This is a genomic window from Mesorhizobium qingshengii, assembly GCF_027563465.1.
GTDB lineage: Bacteria > Pseudomonadota > Alphaproteobacteria > Rhizobiales > Rhizobiaceae > Mesorhizobium > Mesorhizobium qingshengii_A.
In genome coordinates, this window is the sequence record NZ_JAPFQA010000004.1 from 94,461 (window position 1) to 111,064 (window position 16,604).

The window sequence follows — 16,604 nt, forward strand, 5'->3', positions numbered from 1 at the left end:
AGACCTCGCTAAGCCGCTCGCGAACCCCCTCTGGAGCGAGCATCACATGCGCAACGTCGACCGTCTTCCCTTCATCTTGGCCGGAATCCTGTTCCTGCTTGCCTGGTTGCTGGGATTTCCGATGCGCGCTCAATCGGCGCCGCTGGGGGATCTCCAATGCACGCTGATCGCCGACGCGGCGAGCGGCAAGACGCTCTACCAGGAAGGAGTATGCGACCAGCGGTTCAGCCCGGCGTCGACGTTCAAGGTGCCGCTGTCGCTGATCGGCTATGATGCCGGCATCCTGAGTGACGCGCACACGCCGAGCTGGGACTACAAGGCCGAGTTCAACGCGGTGAGGCGGGATCAGAAGACCGTCGATCCCACCGTCTGGGAAAAAGATTCGATCCTCTGGTACTCGCGTGAAATCACCCGCCGGCTTGGGCCGGAGAGGCTTGCCGGCTATGTCTCGAAGTTCGACTACGGCAACGCCGACGTTTCCGGCAACCCCGGCAAGAATGATGGGCTGACCCAATCCTGGGTGAATTCCTCGCTCAAGATCACACCGGCCGAGCAGGTCGACTTCCTGCGCAAGCTGCTTGCCCGCAAGCTGCCGGTTTCGGCCAAGGCTTATGACATGACCAATGCCATAGTCCCGACCTTCCAGGCGGAGGCCTGGAGGGTGCAAGGCAAGACCGGCAGCACCAGGCTGGCTAATGATGCCGACAAGATCCAGGACAAGCGCTCGCTCGGCTGGTTCGTCGGCTGGGCGCAAAAGGACGGCCGCCAGATTGTGTTCGCAAGGCTCGTTGTCGACACGAAACGGACCGACATGCCCAAGGGCCTCAAGACGCGGGCCGGATTCCTGAAAGACCTGCCGCGGCTCATCAAATGAAGATGTGAGGCTCAAGCCGGCTTTACGGCGGCGGAAACTGCTCATAAAAGACAGCCGCCGCCGGATGCAACCGGCTCTTGCCCTATGCATGTCGTCGCGCCAAGACCGCTACGCAGTTTTGGGCGACCTGCGTTTTAACCACCCGCGCTCGTTTGCGGGACTGGATAGGAGATACCCATGCTGAATTCCGTTTCCCTGACATTTCCCGATGGCTCCGTCCGCGATTACGACGCGGCGATGACCGGCGCTGGCCTGGCCGAATCGATCTCGAAGTCGCTGGCCAAGAAGGCGGTCGCCTATAGCATCGACGGCGTCGTGCGCGACCTTTCCGACCCGCTCGGCAAGTCCGGCAAGGTCGAGATCGTCACCCGCGACGATCCGCGCGCGCTGGAACTCATTCGCCACGACGCCGCCCACGTGCTGGCGGAAGCCGTGCAGGAACTGTGGCCGGGGACGCAGGTGACGATCGGGCCGGTGATCGAGAACGGGTTCTACTACGATTTCGCCCGCAACGAGCCGTTCACACCCGACGACTTTCCGGTGATCGAGAAGAAGATGCGCGAGATAATCGCGCGCAACAAGCCGTTCACCAAGGAGGTCTGGTCGCGCGACAAGGCGAAGAAGGTCTTCGCCGACAAGGGCGAGCGCTACAAGCTGGAACTGATCGACGCCATTCCCGAGGACCAGGATCTCAAGATCTATGCGCAGGGCGGCTGGTTCGATCTCTGCCGCGGCCCGCACATGGCTTCGACCGGCCAGATCGGCAGCGCCTTCAAGCTGATGAAGGTGGCCGGCGCCTATTGGCGCGGTGACAGCAACAACCCGATGCTGACGCGCATCTACGGCACAGCCTGGGCCGACCAGGCACAGCTCGACGCCTACCAGACGATGCTGGAGGAGGCCGAGAAGCGCGACCACAGGAAGCTTGGCCGCGAGATGGACCTGTTCCATTTCCAGGAAGAGGGGCCGGGCGTCGTCTTCTGGCACGCCAAGGGCTGGAGGATGTTCCAGAACCTGGTCAACTACATGCGCCGCCGCCTCGACGAGCAGGGCTATCAGGAGGTCAACGCGCCGCAAGTGCTCGACAAGAGCCTGTGGGAAACGTCAGGCCACTGGGGCTGGTATCGCGACGCCATGTTCAAGGTGACGGTCGCCGGCGACGATACCGACGACGACCGTGTCTTCGCGCTGAAGCCGATGAACTGTCCGGGCCATGTGCAGATTTTCAAGCATGGACTAAAATCCTACCGCGATCTGCCTGTAAAGCTGGCGGAATTCGGCAATGTGCATCGCTATGAACCATCGGGCGCGCTGCACGGGCTGATGCGCGTGCGCGGCTTCACGCAGGACGATGCGCATATCTTCTGCACCGAGGAGCAGCTGGCGTCGGAGTGCCTGCGCATCAACGACCTGATCCTGTCGACCTATGCCGATTTCGGTTTTGACGAAATCAGCGTCAAGCTGTCGACGCGACCGGACAAGCGCGTCGGCACCGACGAGGCGTGGGACCACGCCGAAGCGATCATGGGCAGCGTGCTGGAGACGATCAGGGCTAGGTCCGGCAATCGGATCAAGACCTCGATCAATCCGGGCGAGGGCGCCTTCTACGGACCGAAATTCGAGTATGTGCTGAAGGATGCCATCGGCCGCGAATGGCAATGCGGCACGACGCAGGTCGACTTCAATCTGCCGGAGCGCTTTGGCGCTTTCTACATCGGCTCGGATTCCGAGAAGAAGCAGCCGGTGATGGTGCATCGCGCCATCTGCGGTTCGATGGAACGCTTCCTCGGCATCCTGATCGAGAACTATTCCGGTCATTTCCCGCTGTGGTTCGCGCCGCTGCAGGTGGTGGTGGCGACGATCACGTCGGACGCCGACGGCTATGCCACCGAGGTGGTGGCGAAACTGAAGGCCGCCGGGCTTTTGGCGGAGGCGGATCTGCGCAACGAGAAGATCAACTACAAGGTCCGCGAACACTCGCTGGCCAAGGTTCCGGTCATCCTCGTCTGCGGCAAGCGCGAGGCGGAAGAGCAGACGGTCAACATGCGTCGGTTGGGCTCGCGCGACCAGGAATCGCTTGGCCTTGCCGAGGCGATCGCACAATTGACCGAAGAAGCGATCACACCGGACCGACGGCGCAAACGCGCTGCCTGATCCGCATAGTCCTAACGACATGGTGGTGGAGCGATCCACCGCCATTTTCATATCCTTGTCACGCCAACATTGTAACGCCCAGTCATGCTCAAGCTGAAGACGCGCGAAAAACCGTTTCCCGAACTTTCCTATGCCAATCCGCGGCAGCCGGCGCTGACGCGTTGGGTCATCCATTCCATTGAAGGCCTGTCAGGACGCGACCGCTATGCGGCGCTCTACGATTTCTGGCGCCGCCAGGTCGTGCCGACTGGCGAGCGCGTGTTCAGCCGCATGCTTGAGCTCATCGACGTCCGCGTGCGGACCGCCGATCAATGGCCGCCCGCACAATTGCCGGATACGCCGCTGGTGATCGTCGCCAACCATCCGTTCGGCATCGGTGACGGCATTGCCGTGCTTTCGCTGGCCGAGCAACTGGGGCGCCCGTTCCGGGTTATGATCCACAAGGACCTGCTCAAGATCCGCGAGATGGAACCCTATTCGCTGCCGATCGACTTTTCCGAGACCAAGGACGCGCTGAAAAACAACATGGCCGTGCGCCACGAGGCGGTGCGGCTGCTGAAGGAAGGCGTCACCATCGTGGTGTTTCCGGCCGGTGGTGTCGCCACCGCGCCGAAGGGCTTTGGCCGAGCGCGCGACCTGCCATGGAAGATGTTTCCGGCGCGTCTCGTCCAGGACGCCAGGGCGTCGGTGATCCCGATGCATTTTTCCGGGCAGAACGGCAGGCTGTTCCATTTGGTCAGCGGGCCCATGAACATGGCCGAGCGCGACGGCCGGGTGGCGAAATTCGTCGGCAAGGCCTCGCTGACGCTGCGCATTTCGCTGCTCATCCACGAATTCGCGCGGCTGTCGGGCAAGGCGATCGACGTGCGCGTCGGCGATGTGCTGAGCTGGAGCGAACTGGAACCACTGCGCGACCGCAAGGCATTGCTCGACCGCCTTCATCGCGGCGTCTTCGATCTGGCGCCAATCATCGCGCGTCGCAAGATTCCGTTTCTGCCGGCGCGGACCAGGCTGGCAGCCTGAAATCAGCATCCACGTACGGTGGACCGCAAGGTCAAGGAAACCGGCATTTGCCGCTTGGAAACGTCCGGCAAAAGGCTAATCCGCGCCTTCCTCGGGGTCCATCGCCGCTGCCTCGGTGGCCAGGACCTCGATTTCCTGGTTCTGTCCGGCCACGACCGTAAAATCCTTCTGATAGATGCGATCGCGGTTCTTGGCGATGATGGTGTAATCGCCCTCGGCGAGCACCATCGAGGCGAAGGCGCCGACGGTTTCCTTGATCGGATCGCCGGATTCGTTGAGCAGCGACCAGGACGTGTCGGCGATCGCCTCGCCACCAGTTTCGCGCACCAGCTTCAGGGTGATCTCGGCGGCGTGGTGCTCGACGGTGGCTTCCGTCAGCTTGCCCGCCTCGACGCGGATGTCGGAGCGGATGACCGCGTTGACCGCGCCATAGGTCGAGACGACGTGGTAGATCCCGGCGTTGAGCCGAACGACAGTGTTGGGTTCGACGTCCGGGATGATCAGCGCGCGGTCGCCATTGGGCTCGGCGTGGCCTTCGTAGATCGAGAAGCGCAGATTCTTGGGCGGGATGCGCACCCCGCCGGACAGCACGGCGTCAAGTTTGAGCCCGCCGGCGTCGAGCACCAGGTTTTCGCGCTTGGTGTCCTTGCCGACGGTGATGCGCTTGGTGGCGCCGGCCCGGCCATAGGAGGCATGAACCAGATAGCTGCCGGGTTCGAGCTGGAAGACGGCGGTGCCGCCATGCGCGGAAGCAACCATCGGCAATTTGCCGTTGACGGCTTCGGGCTTGAAGACGCGCCAGACGATGCCGCGGGTGATGTCGGAACCCTTGTCGGTCAGCTGGGCGGACAGCGTGATGGCGCCGCCGCCTCCGAGCGCGAGCGATGTTTCGCTTTTCGGCGTCGCATAGCTCGAAATGCCGGGCAGTTTCAGATCACTGACGCCGTCCTTTTGCTGTGCAACAGCCATCGAAGCCGACGCGATGAACAGCGCGGCACAGAGCCAGACCAGGAAAAGACGCAGTGTCCCCTCAAACATGCCTTGCGTTGAAGCCCATGGCGGTGGCAATTTCAAGGCTTAAGAGCCGATCGACAGGACTCTTCCGTCCGGCGCCGCCCGCGCCAATGCCCGAGCCGCCCGTGTTCCCGATGGCGCGCTTCAGCTCAAAACAAGAGTTCTAGGAGACTTGCGCCCATGGCGTCGCCGATCATCGACTTCCTGCTGACCCGAAATTCAGCACCGATCCCGGACCTCAAGGAGCCGGCGCCGAATGACGCGGACATCGCGACGATGATCGCCGCCGCCTCACGTGTGCCCGACCACGGCCGGCTCGAACCCTGGCGCTTCATCCTCTACCGTGGCGACGCGCGCGTCGAGATCGGCAAGAAGCTTGCTGCCCTTGCCGAACAGCGGGAAGGACCTTTGCCGGAGGGCCGCCGCAACCAGGAACTGGCGCGGTTCTCGCGCGCACCGCTGGTGATCGGCGTCGTGTCGATCCCGAGGGACAATCCAAAAATCCCGCAATGGGAGATGTTCCTGTCGGGTGGCATGGCGGCGATGAACCTGATGATATCGGCCAACGCGCTGGGTTATGGCACCAACATGATCAGCAACTGGTATTCCGACGTGCCGGAGGGCAGGGCGCTGCTGGGGCTGGCACCTCAGGAGCGCGTCATTGGCTTTGTCCATATCGGCTCCTATGCTGGCCCGGCACCGGAGCGGCCACGGCCAGATCCGGCAAAGCTTTACGGCGACTATTCGGGGCCGTGGGTGGGCTGAATGTTCTACGAGCCGTCAAAGGGCCACGGGCTGCCGCACGATCCGTCGAAGGCGATCGTGGCGCCGCGTCCGATCGGCTGGATTTCGACGCTGAGCGGGGCTGGCGAGATCAATCTGGCGCCATACTCCTTCTTCAACGCCGTTTCGACGCGGCCTTTCATCGTCTGGTTCTCCTCCGAAGGCGAGAAGGACAGCGCTACCTTCGCCCAGGAAACCGGCGAGTTCGTCGCCAATCTCGTCAGTCGCGACCTCGCGGAGAAGATGAACCGCACGTCGGTCAACGCGCCGCGCGGCGTCAATGAGTTCGTTTATGCCGAGCTTGCCATGGCGCCGTCGCGCCTCGTCGCGCCGCCACGCGTGGCGGCGGCACCGGCGGCGCTCGAATGCCGGGTGACGGAGGTCTTTCGGCCAAGGGCGCTCGATGGAACGCCGACGAGCGCAGTCGTTGTCGCCGGCGAAGTGGTCGGCGTGCACATCGACGATGCCTTCCTGAAAGACGGCCTGTTCGATATCACCATGGCCGGCAATGTCGCTCGTCTCGGCTACATGGACTATGCCAGTGTCACCGAGGTGTTTTCGATGCGCCGGCCGCATTGGGACAAGGATTAACTTCAGGTTTGGCCCCGTCCGCAATCCCAATGCTTCGGTTGGGGAGGCCGGTATGCGGTTCCAGCGCGATCGGCCGTGAGAAAGCGAAAGCGATTCCCCTTTCTTAAAACACAGGCTAAGAGAGCGGCTTCGGCGATGCGTTGGGGTTGGCGCATCGACCTTGGGGATAGTGCGGGGCGCCGGCGACATGAAGAAACGAGACTCGCTGGGAACCCGGCTGCGCTACGGGTTTGACAAGAGCATGGCCGCTGGCCCGATCGCTTTGATCGGCTGGCTCGCCGTCGTTTCCCTGCTGATCATCATCGCCGCAGCGGGGTTCCTCGCGGTGACCCGCATCGCGCCCGAAGGCGGCGAGCCGCTGAACTTTTTCGAAGCGTTCTGGGAAGCGCTGATGCGCACGCTCGATTCCGGCACGATGGGCGGTGACACGGGCTGGGCCTTCCGTCTTGTCATGCTGTTGGTCACGCTTGCCGGCATCTTCGTCGTGTCGGCTCTCATCGGCGTGCTCAGCGCCGGTGTCGACAGCAAGCTCGATGAATTGCGCAAGGGTCGTTCGCGGGTGCTGGAGACCGATCACACCATCATCCTCAACTGGTCGCCGTCGATCTTCGACGTCATCTCCGAACTCGTCATCGCCAATGCCAGCCGCCGCCGTCCACGCATCGTCATCATGGCCAATATGGACAAGGTCGAGATGGAGGACGAGATCGCGGCCAAGGTCGGCAAACTGGGCAACACGCGCATCATCTGCCGCAGCGGCGACCCGACCGATCTCTACGATTTGGCCATCGTCAATCCGCAGACCTCGCGGTCGGTCATCGTGCTGTCGCCGGACGGCGACGATCCGGATTCGCAGGTCATCAAGACGGTGCTGGCGCTGGTCAACGATCCGAACCGGCGCACCGACCCCTACAACATCGCCGCCGAGATCCGCGATGGCAAGAACGCCGAGGTCGCTCGCGTCGTCGGCGGCGCCGAGGTGCAACTCGTGCTGGCCGACCAGTTGATCTCGCGCATCGTCGTGCATTCGAGCCGGCAGTCGGGGCTCAGCGGCGTCTATTCTGAGCTGCTCGATTTCGACGGCTGCGAAATCTACACGACCGAGCAGCCGGAACTCACCGGCAAGACCTTCGGCGAGGCGGTGATGGCGTATGAGCACTGCGCGCTGATCGGACTTTGCGACCAAAAGGGGCGCGTCAGTCTCAACCCGCCGTCGGACCTGGTGATCGGCAAGGACATGCGCGCGATTATCATCGCCGAGGACGATGCGGCGATAAAGTTGGGAAGCACCGGGATCAAGATCGACGCGGCGGCGATCCGCGGTCCTCGGTCCGTCGAGGCGAAGCCGGAGCGCATGCTGATCCTCGGCTGGAACCGGCGCGGTCCGATCATTACCTATGAATTGTCGCGCTACGTTGCGCCTGGTTCGATCCTGACCATCGCTGCTGATACGCCCGGTCTCGAGCGGGAAGTTGCCGGATTGCCGGTCGCCGGCGACAATCTGTCGGTTGATTGCCATATCACCGACACGTCGAGCAGCACCGCGCTGGAAAGCCTGGACGTGCCTTCCTACGACCATGTGCTGGTGCTCGGCTACAGTGAAACCATGGCAGCGCAGCCCGCCGATACGCGTACGCTGGTGACGTTGCTGCATCTGCGCAAGATCGCGGATGATGCCGGTCTGCATATCAGCATCGTCAGCGAGATGATCGACGTGCGCAACCGGGAGCTGGCGGCGGTGACCAAGGCCGATGATTTCGTCGTCAGCAACCGGCTGGTCAGCCTGATGCTGTCGCAGTCGTCCGAGAACCCGTACCTCGCCGGGATCTTCGATGACCTGCTCGACGAGGAGGGCTCCGAAATCTACATGCGCCCGGTCGCCGACTATGTCGCCATCGACCGGCCGTTGACGTTCTGGACAATCGCGGAATCGGCGCGGCTGCGCGGTGAAATCGCCATAGGTCACCGACGCATCCGCGCCGGAGACACCGACCAGCGGGCGTTGGGCGGCGTCACCGTCAACCCGCTGAAATCGGAAGCACTGACCTTTCTGCCGGAGGACCGGATCATCGTGCTGGCGCGGGACTGAGACTAGGCTGAAATCCCGGCTGCCCTGGCGCGGGCCAGAAGCCGTTCGGCCAAGCGCAGATGCGGTCGGTCGACCATCTTGCCGTCGATGCCGACGACGCCGGGATTGCCCGCCGCCGCGAATGCGTCGACGATTGCCTGGGAGTGTTTCACCGCCTCCGCCGAAGGCGTGAAAGCGGCGTTGATGACGGGCACCTGATCGGGGTGGATCGCCATCTTGCCGGTGAAGCCATCCCGCTCCGCTTCGGCACATTCCGCTGCGAAGGCGGCCATGTCGCGAAAATTCGGAAAGACGGTATCGATCGCCGCGACTTCCGCGGCGGCCGCCGCAAGGATGGTCGTCAGGCGAGCATGGCGGAACACATCGGTGTAGCGGCCGCGCTCGTCGCGTGCGGAGCGCGCGCCGATCGCCGCCGACAGGTCCTCGGCCCCCCAGGTGAGGCCGGCGAGCCGCGCGCTTGCCCCGGCATAGGTCGCCGCCGCCAGCACGCCCGCCGGTGTTTCGGTGATGATCGGCAGGATCTTGATCGCGCCGTCGGCCAGTCCGTTTTCGGCCTCGTGAACCCTGAGCTTTGCCGAGAGATGCTGCACATCCTGGCCGCTGTTCGACTTCGGCAGCATGATCCCGTCGGGCCTGGCTGAAACGAGCGCCGCCAGATCATCATCGGTCTGCCCGGTCGAGAGGTCGTTGACCCTGACATAGATCGCCGAGCCGGTCTGCGTCCTGTGGCTGGCAATGAAACGTGCCGCGATCTCGCGCGCCAGCGCCTTGTTTCGGGGCGCCACGGAATCCTCGAGGTCGACGATGACAACGTCGGCGCCGGCGCCAAAGCCCTTCTCCAGCTTCCTCTCCGAATCACCGGGGACGAACAGCAGCGAACGCATCAGGCCGCCTTTTTCAGCATCATGGCCTGCCTGGTGCATTTGGCGACAAGGTCGCCATGCTGGTTGTAGGCCCGGTGCTCGAACTCGACGATGCCGCGATCGGGCTTCGATTTCGATTCACGCACCGAAATTACCGTCGTTTCGACGCGGATGGTATCGCCATGAAAAACCGGATGCGGAAACACGGTTTCCTTCATGCCGAGATTGGCGACCGTGGTGCCAACGGTGATGTCGTTGACCGAAATGCCGATCATCAGGCCGAGCGTGAACAGCGAGTTGACCAGCGGCTTGCCCCACTCGCTTTTGGCGGCGAAGTCGAAATCGATATGCAGCGGCTGCGGGTTGAGCGTCATCACCGAAAACAGCATGTTGTCGCTCTCGGTGACGGTCTTGCGCAGTGTGTGCTGGAAGACGTGGCCGACGACGAATTCCTGGAGATAAAGCCCGGCCATTTTCCCTCTCCTCCGCTGCTTGACGGTTGATAAGCGCTGCAAACCACGCTCGCAAGCCAGTTAATGAACATGGTGAACCGTTCGTAAACCATTTCTGCCTACCGTCTCCACGGGGCCAAGAGCATTCTGATACGGGGCGTAGGCGGGTGGCATGGTTGTTTCGCATTTTTTGAGATGGATTTGCACGGCCAGGGTCTCGGAGCGCGCGGCCGCGGCCAACGCGCTGGCTCGAGCCTATGTCAATTCCGACCTGCCTTTCGAGGATCGCTGCGCCGCCGAGGCGGCGCTGACGCTGCTGCTCGACGACGCCTCGTCAAAGGTGCGGCTGGCCATGGCCGACGCGCTGTCCATGAGCCACCACGCGCCGCTGCAGATCATCAGCGCGCTGGCGTCCGACCAGCCGGAAGTCGCCGGCGTGGTGCTGGCGCGCTCGCCGCTGCTCACCGACGCCGATTTGATCAACCGCGTGGCCAGCAGTCCGAAAGTGACGCAAAAATTGATCGCCGATCGGCCGCTCGTCTCGATGGCGCTATCGGCGGCCATCGCCGAGATCGGCGAGGCGGAAGCCTGTGTCGTGTTGCTCGCCAACAGCGGCGCCGACATCGCTTCGCTCAGCTTCCGCCGCATGGCCGAACGCCATGGGCACCTGCCTTTGGTGCGCGAGGCGCTGATATCGGATGCCCGCCTGCCTGCCGACTGCCGGCATATGTTGCTCGTCAAGCTCGGTGAAATGCTCAAGACGTCGCTGCTGGTCATGGCGTTGATGGGGCCCGCCCGGGCCGACCGGGTCATGCGCGACGCTTGCATCAAGGCGTCGGTGACGCTGATCGAGGGCACGCGTCAGGAAGAACATTCGGCGCTGATCGAACATCTGCGCCTGCGCGGCGATCTCACCGCCAGCTTCCTCATCCGCACCATCGCCCACGGCAAGGTCGATTTCTTCGGCTCGGCGCTGGTCGCGCTCAGCCAGCAGTCCGAACAACGGGTAAGGGCGTTGCTGGCCGGCGGGCAGGATGTGGCTTTGCAGGCGCTGTTTCGCAGCGCCGGCCTCGCCGCCGCCACGCATGCCATCATCCTGCGCGCGCTCAAGATCTGGCGCGAGGTCGCCAACGGCAAGCGCGTCGCTGGAGTGCAGGAGGTGAGCTGGCTGATGCTCAAGGAACTGGGCGGACAGTCGGCGGAAGGCGATCTCGCCGCCCTGGTCAAGTCGATCCATCTCGATGCGCTGCGCGAGAATGCGCGCGGCCATGCGCTGGCGATCGCGGCGGCTTAACCTTTATCCTTCGCGAAAAAGTCCGGGAAATCGTCCATCGCGGCGGCAATGATGCGCAGCGATGCAGCGATCTGCAGCAACTCACCGGCGTCGTTTCGCCGGGCGATAGCCGCTGCATATTGGCGAGCGACGGCAACGGTCGCCGTCTGCGGATCGCCGGGGGCGCGGAAGAGCAGTTCGCGTGCCAGCCCTCTCAGGAAGTCGGCGATCGAAAGCGCGGTCTCGGATGGGATGGCTTGGCCTTGGCTTGCGCCACGCAGCCGCAGGATTTCGAGGCCGACCGTGACGGCGGCGACGCCGCCGCCAAGAACCGCATCGCCTTTCCTGCCGGCATTCTGCACCAGTGGCATCAGCTGGTTGATGCGGTCATAGGCAAGGCTCTCGAAGGCCGACCGCCTCGCCACGCGCTCATGCAGGCAAAGCCGCGCCAGATCCTCGCGCATGGCGCGCACGATGCGGTTGGCCGCCAGCCACGGATTGGCGGGCAGCACGATGATGAAGACACCGATTGCCAGCAGGATACCGACCAGGATCGACGCCGATCCGGCGAAGAACGGGCCAGGATCATAGGTCATCGCCTGATGCGGACTGAGGAAGGCGAGGAAGTTGATGGCGAAGGCCGTCGCAACACCAACATAGCGCGGATTGGCCATGGCCAGGGCCGTTGGCACCAGGATGGGCACGACAAACAGCATGAACCAGCCGAAGCCGGGCAGTGCGGGCAGTGCTATCTGGCCGACGAGAAAGGCAAAGGGCAAGGCGAGCAGCGTTCCCTTGAAGAAGCCCCAGGACACCTGGACCGGGTTCGGCCGCGCGGCAAACAGGCTCGACACGACGGCAACGAGGATGACGGTGCCGGCGGCTTCCGTCCATTTGGTCGTCAGCCAGAAAGCCGCGACCAGCAGCGTCGCGAGGGCGGCGCGTACGGCATTGCGCAATGCGCCGGGGTAATCGCGGTGCACCACCAGCGCGGGCTGCCTGCTGCTCCGTGCCGGGCGCGCGACAGGCGCGCGCAGGGCATCGAGACCGCGCAGCACCTGCTTGAGGGCCTCGGCGAAATCGGCGGCGATGATGAGGCGGGTGACGGTGCCGACCCTGTCATCCCCCTGGTCGACCGATTCCTCGGGCATCTGCCGTGCCTTGGCCGAGATCGCATCGAGCCGTTCCACCCAGGGCGCCGTGTCGTCAAGCGCGCCCGGCCTGGCCGCCAGCTCGGTGACAAGGGCCTGCAACTCTGAGCGCACCGGTAGGAGTGCCGCGTTCCTTGGAGCGGCGTGAGAATGGAGCGTGCGAGCCGCCGACAGGGCGGAGAGCAGTTGTCCGATGGTGCGCCGGACCGGATGGGCGCGCGGCGCGAAGCTCGGCGCTTCGAGCCTGGCATAGGCGCGCATCTCGCCGAGTGTCTGGGTGTCGGCGACCAGCTTTCGATGCAGGCCGGAGAGCGTCGCCGCATCGCCACCGGAGAACGCGCCGCCGGCATAGGTGGCGAGATCGAGAATGCAGCGCTTTAGCCGCGAGATGATGGCGTCGCTGGCCAGTCTTGGCAGGATCAGCCGGCTGGTCAGGCCGGCGCAGACGATACCGAGCACGATTTCGGCACAACGCGCGACCGTGAGATCGACAACGAGGTGCGGCTGTCCGAAGGAGGGCAAGCCGATGATCATCGCGGTGTAGCCGGCAAGGGCGGCACCGTAAGCTTCGGGATTGCGCAGCAGCGACGAGACGAAGGTGCAAATGCCGATCCAGACGGCAAGCACGGTCACCAGCACCCAGGGGTTGGTGCCAAAGACCGTGGTAAAGCCGATCGCAGCAACGCCGCCGGCAAGCGTGCCGAGCAACCGGTAGAAGCCTTTCGCAAGAACCATTCCGGCAACGGGTTGGGCGACGATGAACACGGTCATCATTGCCCATTGCGGGTGGTCGAGCTTGAGGGCGTAGGCGACCAGAAGCGCCATCAAGCCGGCCGAAACGGTGCGGAGCGCGAAAATCCAGTCCGAGCGCGTCGGCTGGGTCAGGGCGGCAAGCCTCGCCATAATACCGCTGCGCAGCCGGTCCCAGGTCAATCGCTGATCTCCGCACCCGACGCCGACAAGCTAGAGCAATTCCAGGAAAAGTGTGAAACGGTTTTCCTGGGAAAAGCGCACGGCGCTTTCCCTTGGGAATTGCGTCAAAACAAAGAGATAGAGCGGCTCGGCGTTTCCGTGAAACGATGAACCGCTAGAGCAGACGATGTTCAGATGTCCAGCACTTCCGTCTCGGCGAATTCGGCGCGTTCCTGGATGAAACGGAAGCGGGCTTCCGGCTTGGTGCCCATCAGTGCGTCGACCGCATCCTTGGTTGCCGCCTCGGCATCGATCACGTCGATCCGAAGCAGCGTGCGCTTTCGCGGATCCATGGTGGTTTCCTTGAGCTGCGAGGCCATCATCTCGCCCAACCCCTTGAAGCGGCCAAGCTCGACCTTGCCGCGTCCGGTGAATTCGGTGCGCAGAAGCTCGTCCTTGTGCGCGTCGTCACGGGCATAGGCAACCTTGCCGCCTTGCCTGATCGAGTAAAGCGGCGGTACCGCCAGGAAGAGGTGGCCACCACGTACCAGGGCCGGCATCTCCTGGTAGAAAAAGGTAATCAGCAGCGAGGCGATGTGGGCGCCGTCGACGTCGGCGTCGGTCATGATGATGACGCGGTCGTAGCGCAAATCCTCATCACGGTATTTCGACCGTGTGCCGCAGCCGAGCGCCTGGATCAGGTCTGAAATCTGCTGGTTGCCGGCGAGCTTGTCGTTGCCGGCGCTGGCGACGTTGAGGATTTTTCCCCGCAGCGGCAGCACTGCCTGGCTGGCGCGATCACGCGCCTGCTTGGCCGAGCCACCGGCCGAGTCACCTTCGACGATGAAGAGTTCGGCGCCGGCGGCGGCATTCTGCGTGCAGTCGGCGAGCTTGCCCGGCAGCCGCAGTTTGCGCACCGCGCTCTTGCGCGACACTTCCTTTTCCTGGCGTCTGCGCACCCGTTCGTCGGCGCGGGCGATCACCCATTCGAGCAGCTTCGAGGCCTCTTGCGGATTGTCGGCCAGCCAATGGTCGAACGGATCGCGGATCGCGCTCTCGACAATGCGGATCGCCTCGATCGTCGCCAGCCGGTCCTTGGTCTGTCCGACGAATTCGGGCTCGCGGATGAACACCGACAACATGCCCGCCGCCGAGATCATGACATCTTCCGAGGTGACGATCGAGGCGCGCTTGTTGCCGACGAGATCGGCATAGGCGCGCAGGCCCCGCGTCAGCACATTGCGGAATCCGGCCTCGTGGGTGCCGCCTTCACCAGTCGGGATAGTGTTGCAGTAGGAATTGATGAAACCATCGCCACCGAACCAGGTCACCGCCCATTCGAGCGAGCCATGGCCGCCTTGCTTGTCGCTCTTGCCGGCGAAGATCTCGCGCGTCACCTGGAAGTCGTCGCCGAGCGATGCCTTGAGATAATCCTTCAGGCCACCGGGAAAATGGAATTCCGCCTTGGCCGGCGTCTGGTCCTTTTCCTTGATCAGGGACGGATCGCAGGTCCAGCGGATTTCGACGCCGCCGAACAGATAGGCTTTCGAGCGCGTCATGCGGTAGAGCCGCGCCGGTTCGAACGCGGCGCCCTTGCCGAAAATCTGCTCGTCGGGATGGAACCGTATTTTTGTGCCGCGTCGGTTATGGACCTCACCGAGTTGCTCCAGGCCGGTCACTGGAACACCACGCGAGAATTTTTGCCGATAAAGCTGCCGCCCCCGCGCGACCTCGACCTCGAGATGGTCCGACAGCGCGTTGACCACGGAGACGCCGACGCCATGCAGGCCGCCCGAGGTCTCGTAGACCTTTGAGTCGAACTTGCCGCCCGAATGAAGCGTCGTCATGATCACTTCAAGCGCCGGCTTCTTGAATTTCGGATGCGGATCGACCGGGATGCCGCGGCCATTGTCGGTGACGGCGAGATAGCCGTCGGCGGAAAGTTCGACATCGATGAAGGTGGCGTGGCCAGCGACGGCCTCGTCCATCGAGTTGTCGATCACCTCGGCAAACAGATGGTGCATCGCCTTGTCGTCGGTGCCACCGATATACATGCCTGGCCGGCGGCGTACCGGCTCCAGCCCTTCCAGCACTTCGATGTCGGCAGCACTATAGCCTTCGCTGCCATCCTTGGTCGCGGCGGGACGCTTGGTGGCTTGCACCAGCGGGTCCGCCGGGCGCGCCGGTGTGCGAACCGGCTGAGGCTGCTTGTTCAGATTGCCGAAAAGATCGTTGTTGTCGTCCATGCCTGCCATAGAGTCCGGTGCCGCGAATCACCTCGGGATACTGCCACGCTTTTCAGCGCCAAGCGACCGAGGTTCCTGTTCCGTTCGGGGATTTGCCTCCTCTTAACCCAAAACCATTCGATAACCAAGTCGGCGGAAATAGGTCCGATGCCGCCGCCCGGGATTCCTGATTCTTTAACAATGCCGCCTAGCGTGAGCCCAACAAAACAAGAAACTACGGGCATCAGGGGTTTCGGCGTGAGGGGCAAGGCCATAACGATGATCGGCATCGCTGCCGTTTTCGGCGCGATCTCGATTTTTGCCGCGGATTTCTGGGTCAAGAGCCAGGCCAGGACCGATTCCGAGGAGAAGACGGCGTCGATCGCCCCTCCCGCGGCACCCAGGATCGAGTTCAAGACCATCGTGGTGGCGAGTGCCCCATTGCGTTATGGCATGGAACTCGACCGCGCGAAGCTCAGCGAAATCCCCTGGCCGCAGGATTCCTTGCCGCAAGGCGCCTTTGCCACCATCGACGGGTTGCTTGGCGAAGGCAGTCGCGTGGTGCTGTCGCCGATCGAGGTCAACGAACCGGTGCTGCTCACCAAGCTGTCGGGGGCAAATGGCCGCGCGACGCTTTCCAACATGCTGACGCCCGGAATGCGGGCGGTGACCATCCGCACCGACGAGATTGCCGGTGTCGGCGGCTTCGTCACCCCGGGCGACCGCGTCGATGTCGTGCTGACGCGCGACGCCGGCGAAATCCAGGAGGTGGCCAAGAACGCGCAAGGGGCGGCCGGTTCGACGATCACCTCCGAGATCGTCGTCGCCGACGCCAAGGTGCTGAGCGTCGGGCAGGGCGCGGACGTGCGCCAGACGACGCCGCAGATTGCCAATTCGGTGACCATCGAGGTGACGACCGACGGCGCGCAGAAAGTGGCGCTTGCCCGCACCGTCGGCACGCTGTCGCTGTCGCTTCGCTCGGCCAGCGAAGGCGGCGATGGCAGCAACGGCGTCACCACCATCTCATCCTTCGGCGGGTCGGTGGCTTCCAACGTCAAGGCGGCGGCAGGATCGCTGTTCGATGCCATGCCGAAAGAGCCGGAGAAGCCAAGGTTCAAGACGATTATCGTAACGCGCGGCACGCAGGCCGAGGAATACCAGGTTCCTTCGCGGGACCAGAAATAGAAGCCAGTGGGGACT

Annotated in this window: 13 protein-coding genes; 8 read left to right on the top strand and 5 right to left on the bottom strand. The window is 63.5% G+C overall.

The window, feature by feature from the left end:
• Nucleotides 1-46: 46 nt before the first annotated feature.
• The 3 genes from blaOXA (at nt 47) to OOJ09_RS11750 (ending at nt 4,051) form a co-directional block, all read left to right on the top strand.
• Nucleotides 47-874, top strand: coding sequence for a class D beta-lactamase (blaOXA, locus tag OOJ09_RS11740; protein ID WP_269905373.1), 828 nt, complete (start codon nt 47-49; stop codon nt 872-874).
• A 177-nt stretch (nt 875-1,051) separates the two neighbouring features.
• Nucleotides 1,052-3,028 carry a threonine--tRNA ligase gene (thrS, locus tag OOJ09_RS11745; RefSeq protein ID WP_269905374.1) on the top strand — a complete coding sequence of 659 codons (1,977 nt, stop codon included), beginning with the start codon at nt 1,052-1,054 and terminating at the stop codon, nt 3,026-3,028.
• Between the two features lie 84 nt (nt 3,029-3,112).
• Complete coding sequence (locus OOJ09_RS11750) at nt 3,113-4,051, top strand: lysophospholipid acyltransferase family protein (protein ID WP_269905375.1); 939 nt, start codon at nt 3,113-3,115, stop codon at nt 4,049-4,051.
• 75 nt (nt 4,052-4,126) lie between these two features.
• On the opposite strand, the gene OOJ09_RS11755 is transcribed toward OOJ09_RS11750, so the two are convergent.
• A complete protein-coding gene (locus OOJ09_RS11755) occupies nt 4,127-5,089 on the bottom strand; it encodes a hypothetical protein (RefSeq protein ID WP_269905376.1) in 963 nt (320 codons plus the stop codon).
• A 156-nt stretch (nt 5,090-5,245) separates the two neighbouring features.
• On the opposite strand from OOJ09_RS11755, the gene OOJ09_RS11760 reads away from it, so the two are divergent.
• From OOJ09_RS11760 to OOJ09_RS11770, 3 genes are all read left to right on the top strand, one after another.
• Nucleotides 5,246-5,830 (top strand): nitroreductase family protein, encoded by a 585-nt coding sequence (locus tag OOJ09_RS11760; protein ID WP_269905377.1) that lies wholly within the window; start codon nt 5,246-5,248, stop codon nt 5,828-5,830.
• Nucleotides 5,831-6,439, top strand: a complete 609-nt coding sequence (locus OOJ09_RS11765) for a flavin reductase family protein (protein WP_269905378.1) — start codon at nt 5,831-5,833, stop codon at nt 6,437-6,439. It abuts the gene before it with no gap.
• A 187-nt stretch (nt 6,440-6,626) separates the two neighbouring features.
• Nucleotides 6,627-8,528: a CASTOR/POLLUX-related putative ion channel gene (locus OOJ09_RS11770; protein WP_269905379.1), complete on the top strand. Its 1,902-nt coding sequence runs from the start codon at nt 6,627-6,629 to the stop codon at nt 8,526-8,528.
• A gap of 2 nt (nt 8,529-8,530) precedes the next feature.
• On the opposite strand, the gene OOJ09_RS11775 is transcribed toward OOJ09_RS11770, so the two are convergent.
• Together OOJ09_RS11775 and OOJ09_RS11780 are read right to left on the bottom strand one after the other, a co-directional pair.
• Nucleotides 8,531-9,412 carry an HpcH/HpaI aldolase/citrate lyase family protein gene (locus tag OOJ09_RS11775; protein ID WP_269905380.1) on the bottom strand — a complete coding sequence of 294 codons (882 nt, stop codon included), beginning with the start codon at nt 9,410-9,412 and terminating at the stop codon, nt 8,531-8,533.
• Entirely contained in the window at nt 9,412-9,864 is a 453-nt protein-coding gene (locus tag OOJ09_RS11780) for a MaoC family dehydratase (protein WP_091575212.1), read from the bottom strand. Before OOJ09_RS11780 ends, OOJ09_RS11775 begins: the two co-directional genes overlap by 1 nt.
• Before the next feature lie 151 nt (nt 9,865-10,015).
• On the opposite strand from OOJ09_RS11780, the gene OOJ09_RS11785 reads away from it, so the two are divergent.
• Complete coding sequence (locus tag OOJ09_RS11785) at nt 10,016-11,137, top strand: DUF2336 domain-containing protein (protein ID WP_269905381.1); 1,122 nt, start codon at nt 10,016-10,018, stop codon at nt 11,135-11,137.
• Here OOJ09_RS11785 and OOJ09_RS11790 read toward each other — a convergent pair.
• Nucleotides 11,134-13,170, bottom strand: coding sequence for an FUSC family protein (locus tag OOJ09_RS11790; RefSeq protein ID WP_269905646.1), 2,037 nt, complete (start codon nt 13,168-13,170; stop codon nt 11,134-11,136). The two genes, OOJ09_RS11785 and OOJ09_RS11790, sit on opposite strands and share 4 nt — an antisense overlap.
• A 200-nt stretch (nt 13,171-13,370) precedes the next feature.
• Nucleotides 13,371-15,425, bottom strand: coding sequence for a DNA topoisomerase IV subunit B (gene parE, locus OOJ09_RS11795; protein ID WP_269905382.1), 2,055 nt, complete (start codon nt 15,423-15,425; stop codon nt 13,371-13,373).
• A 237-nt stretch (nt 15,426-15,662) separates the two neighbouring features.
• Between parE and cpaB the strand changes: the two genes are divergently transcribed.
• Entirely contained in the window at nt 15,663-16,589 is a 927-nt protein-coding gene (gene cpaB, locus OOJ09_RS11800) for a Flp pilus assembly protein CpaB (protein WP_269905383.1), read from the top strand.
• Nucleotides 16,590-16,604: the final 15 nt, after the last annotated feature.

Bases quoted from the DNA above. Each gene is read 5' to 3' on its own strand.
- blaOXA (WP_269905373.1), top strand. From the start codon at position 47: ATGCGCAACGTCGACCGTCTTCCCTTCATCTTGGCCGGAATCCTGTTC.
- thrS (WP_269905374.1), top strand. From the start codon at position 1,052: ATGCTGAATTCCGTTTCCCTGACATTTCCCGATGGCTCCGTCCGCGAT.
- OOJ09_RS11750 (WP_269905375.1), top strand. From the start codon at position 3,113: ATGCTCAAGCTGAAGACGCGCGAAAAACCGTTTCCCGAACTTTCCTAT.
- OOJ09_RS11755 (WP_269905376.1), bottom strand. From the start codon at position 5,089: ATGTTTGAGGGGACACTGCGTCTTTTCCTGGTCTGGCTCTGTGCCGCG.
- OOJ09_RS11760 (WP_269905377.1), top strand. From the start codon at position 5,246: ATGGCGTCGCCGATCATCGACTTCCTGCTGACCCGAAATTCAGCACCG.
- OOJ09_RS11765 (WP_269905378.1), top strand. From the start codon at position 5,831: ATGTTCTACGAGCCGTCAAAGGGCCACGGGCTGCCGCACGATCCGTCG.
- OOJ09_RS11770 (WP_269905379.1), top strand. From the start codon at position 6,627: ATGAAGAAACGAGACTCGCTGGGAACCCGGCTGCGCTACGGGTTTGAC.
- OOJ09_RS11775 (WP_269905380.1), bottom strand. From the start codon at position 9,412: ATGCGTTCGCTGCTGTTCGTCCCCGGTGATTCGGAGAGGAAGCTGGAG.
- OOJ09_RS11780 (WP_091575212.1), bottom strand. From the start codon at position 9,864: ATGGCCGGGCTTTATCTCCAGGAATTCGTCGTCGGCCACGTCTTCCAG.
- OOJ09_RS11785 (WP_269905381.1), top strand. From the start codon at position 10,016: ATGGTTGTTTCGCATTTTTTGAGATGGATTTGCACGGCCAGGGTCTCG.
- OOJ09_RS11790 (WP_269905646.1), bottom strand. From the start codon at position 13,170: ATGGCGAGGCTTGCCGCCCTGACCCAGCCGACGCGCTCGGACTGGATT.
- parE (WP_269905382.1), bottom strand. From the start codon at position 15,425: ATGGACGACAACAACGATCTTTTCGGCAATCTGAACAAGCAGCCTCAG.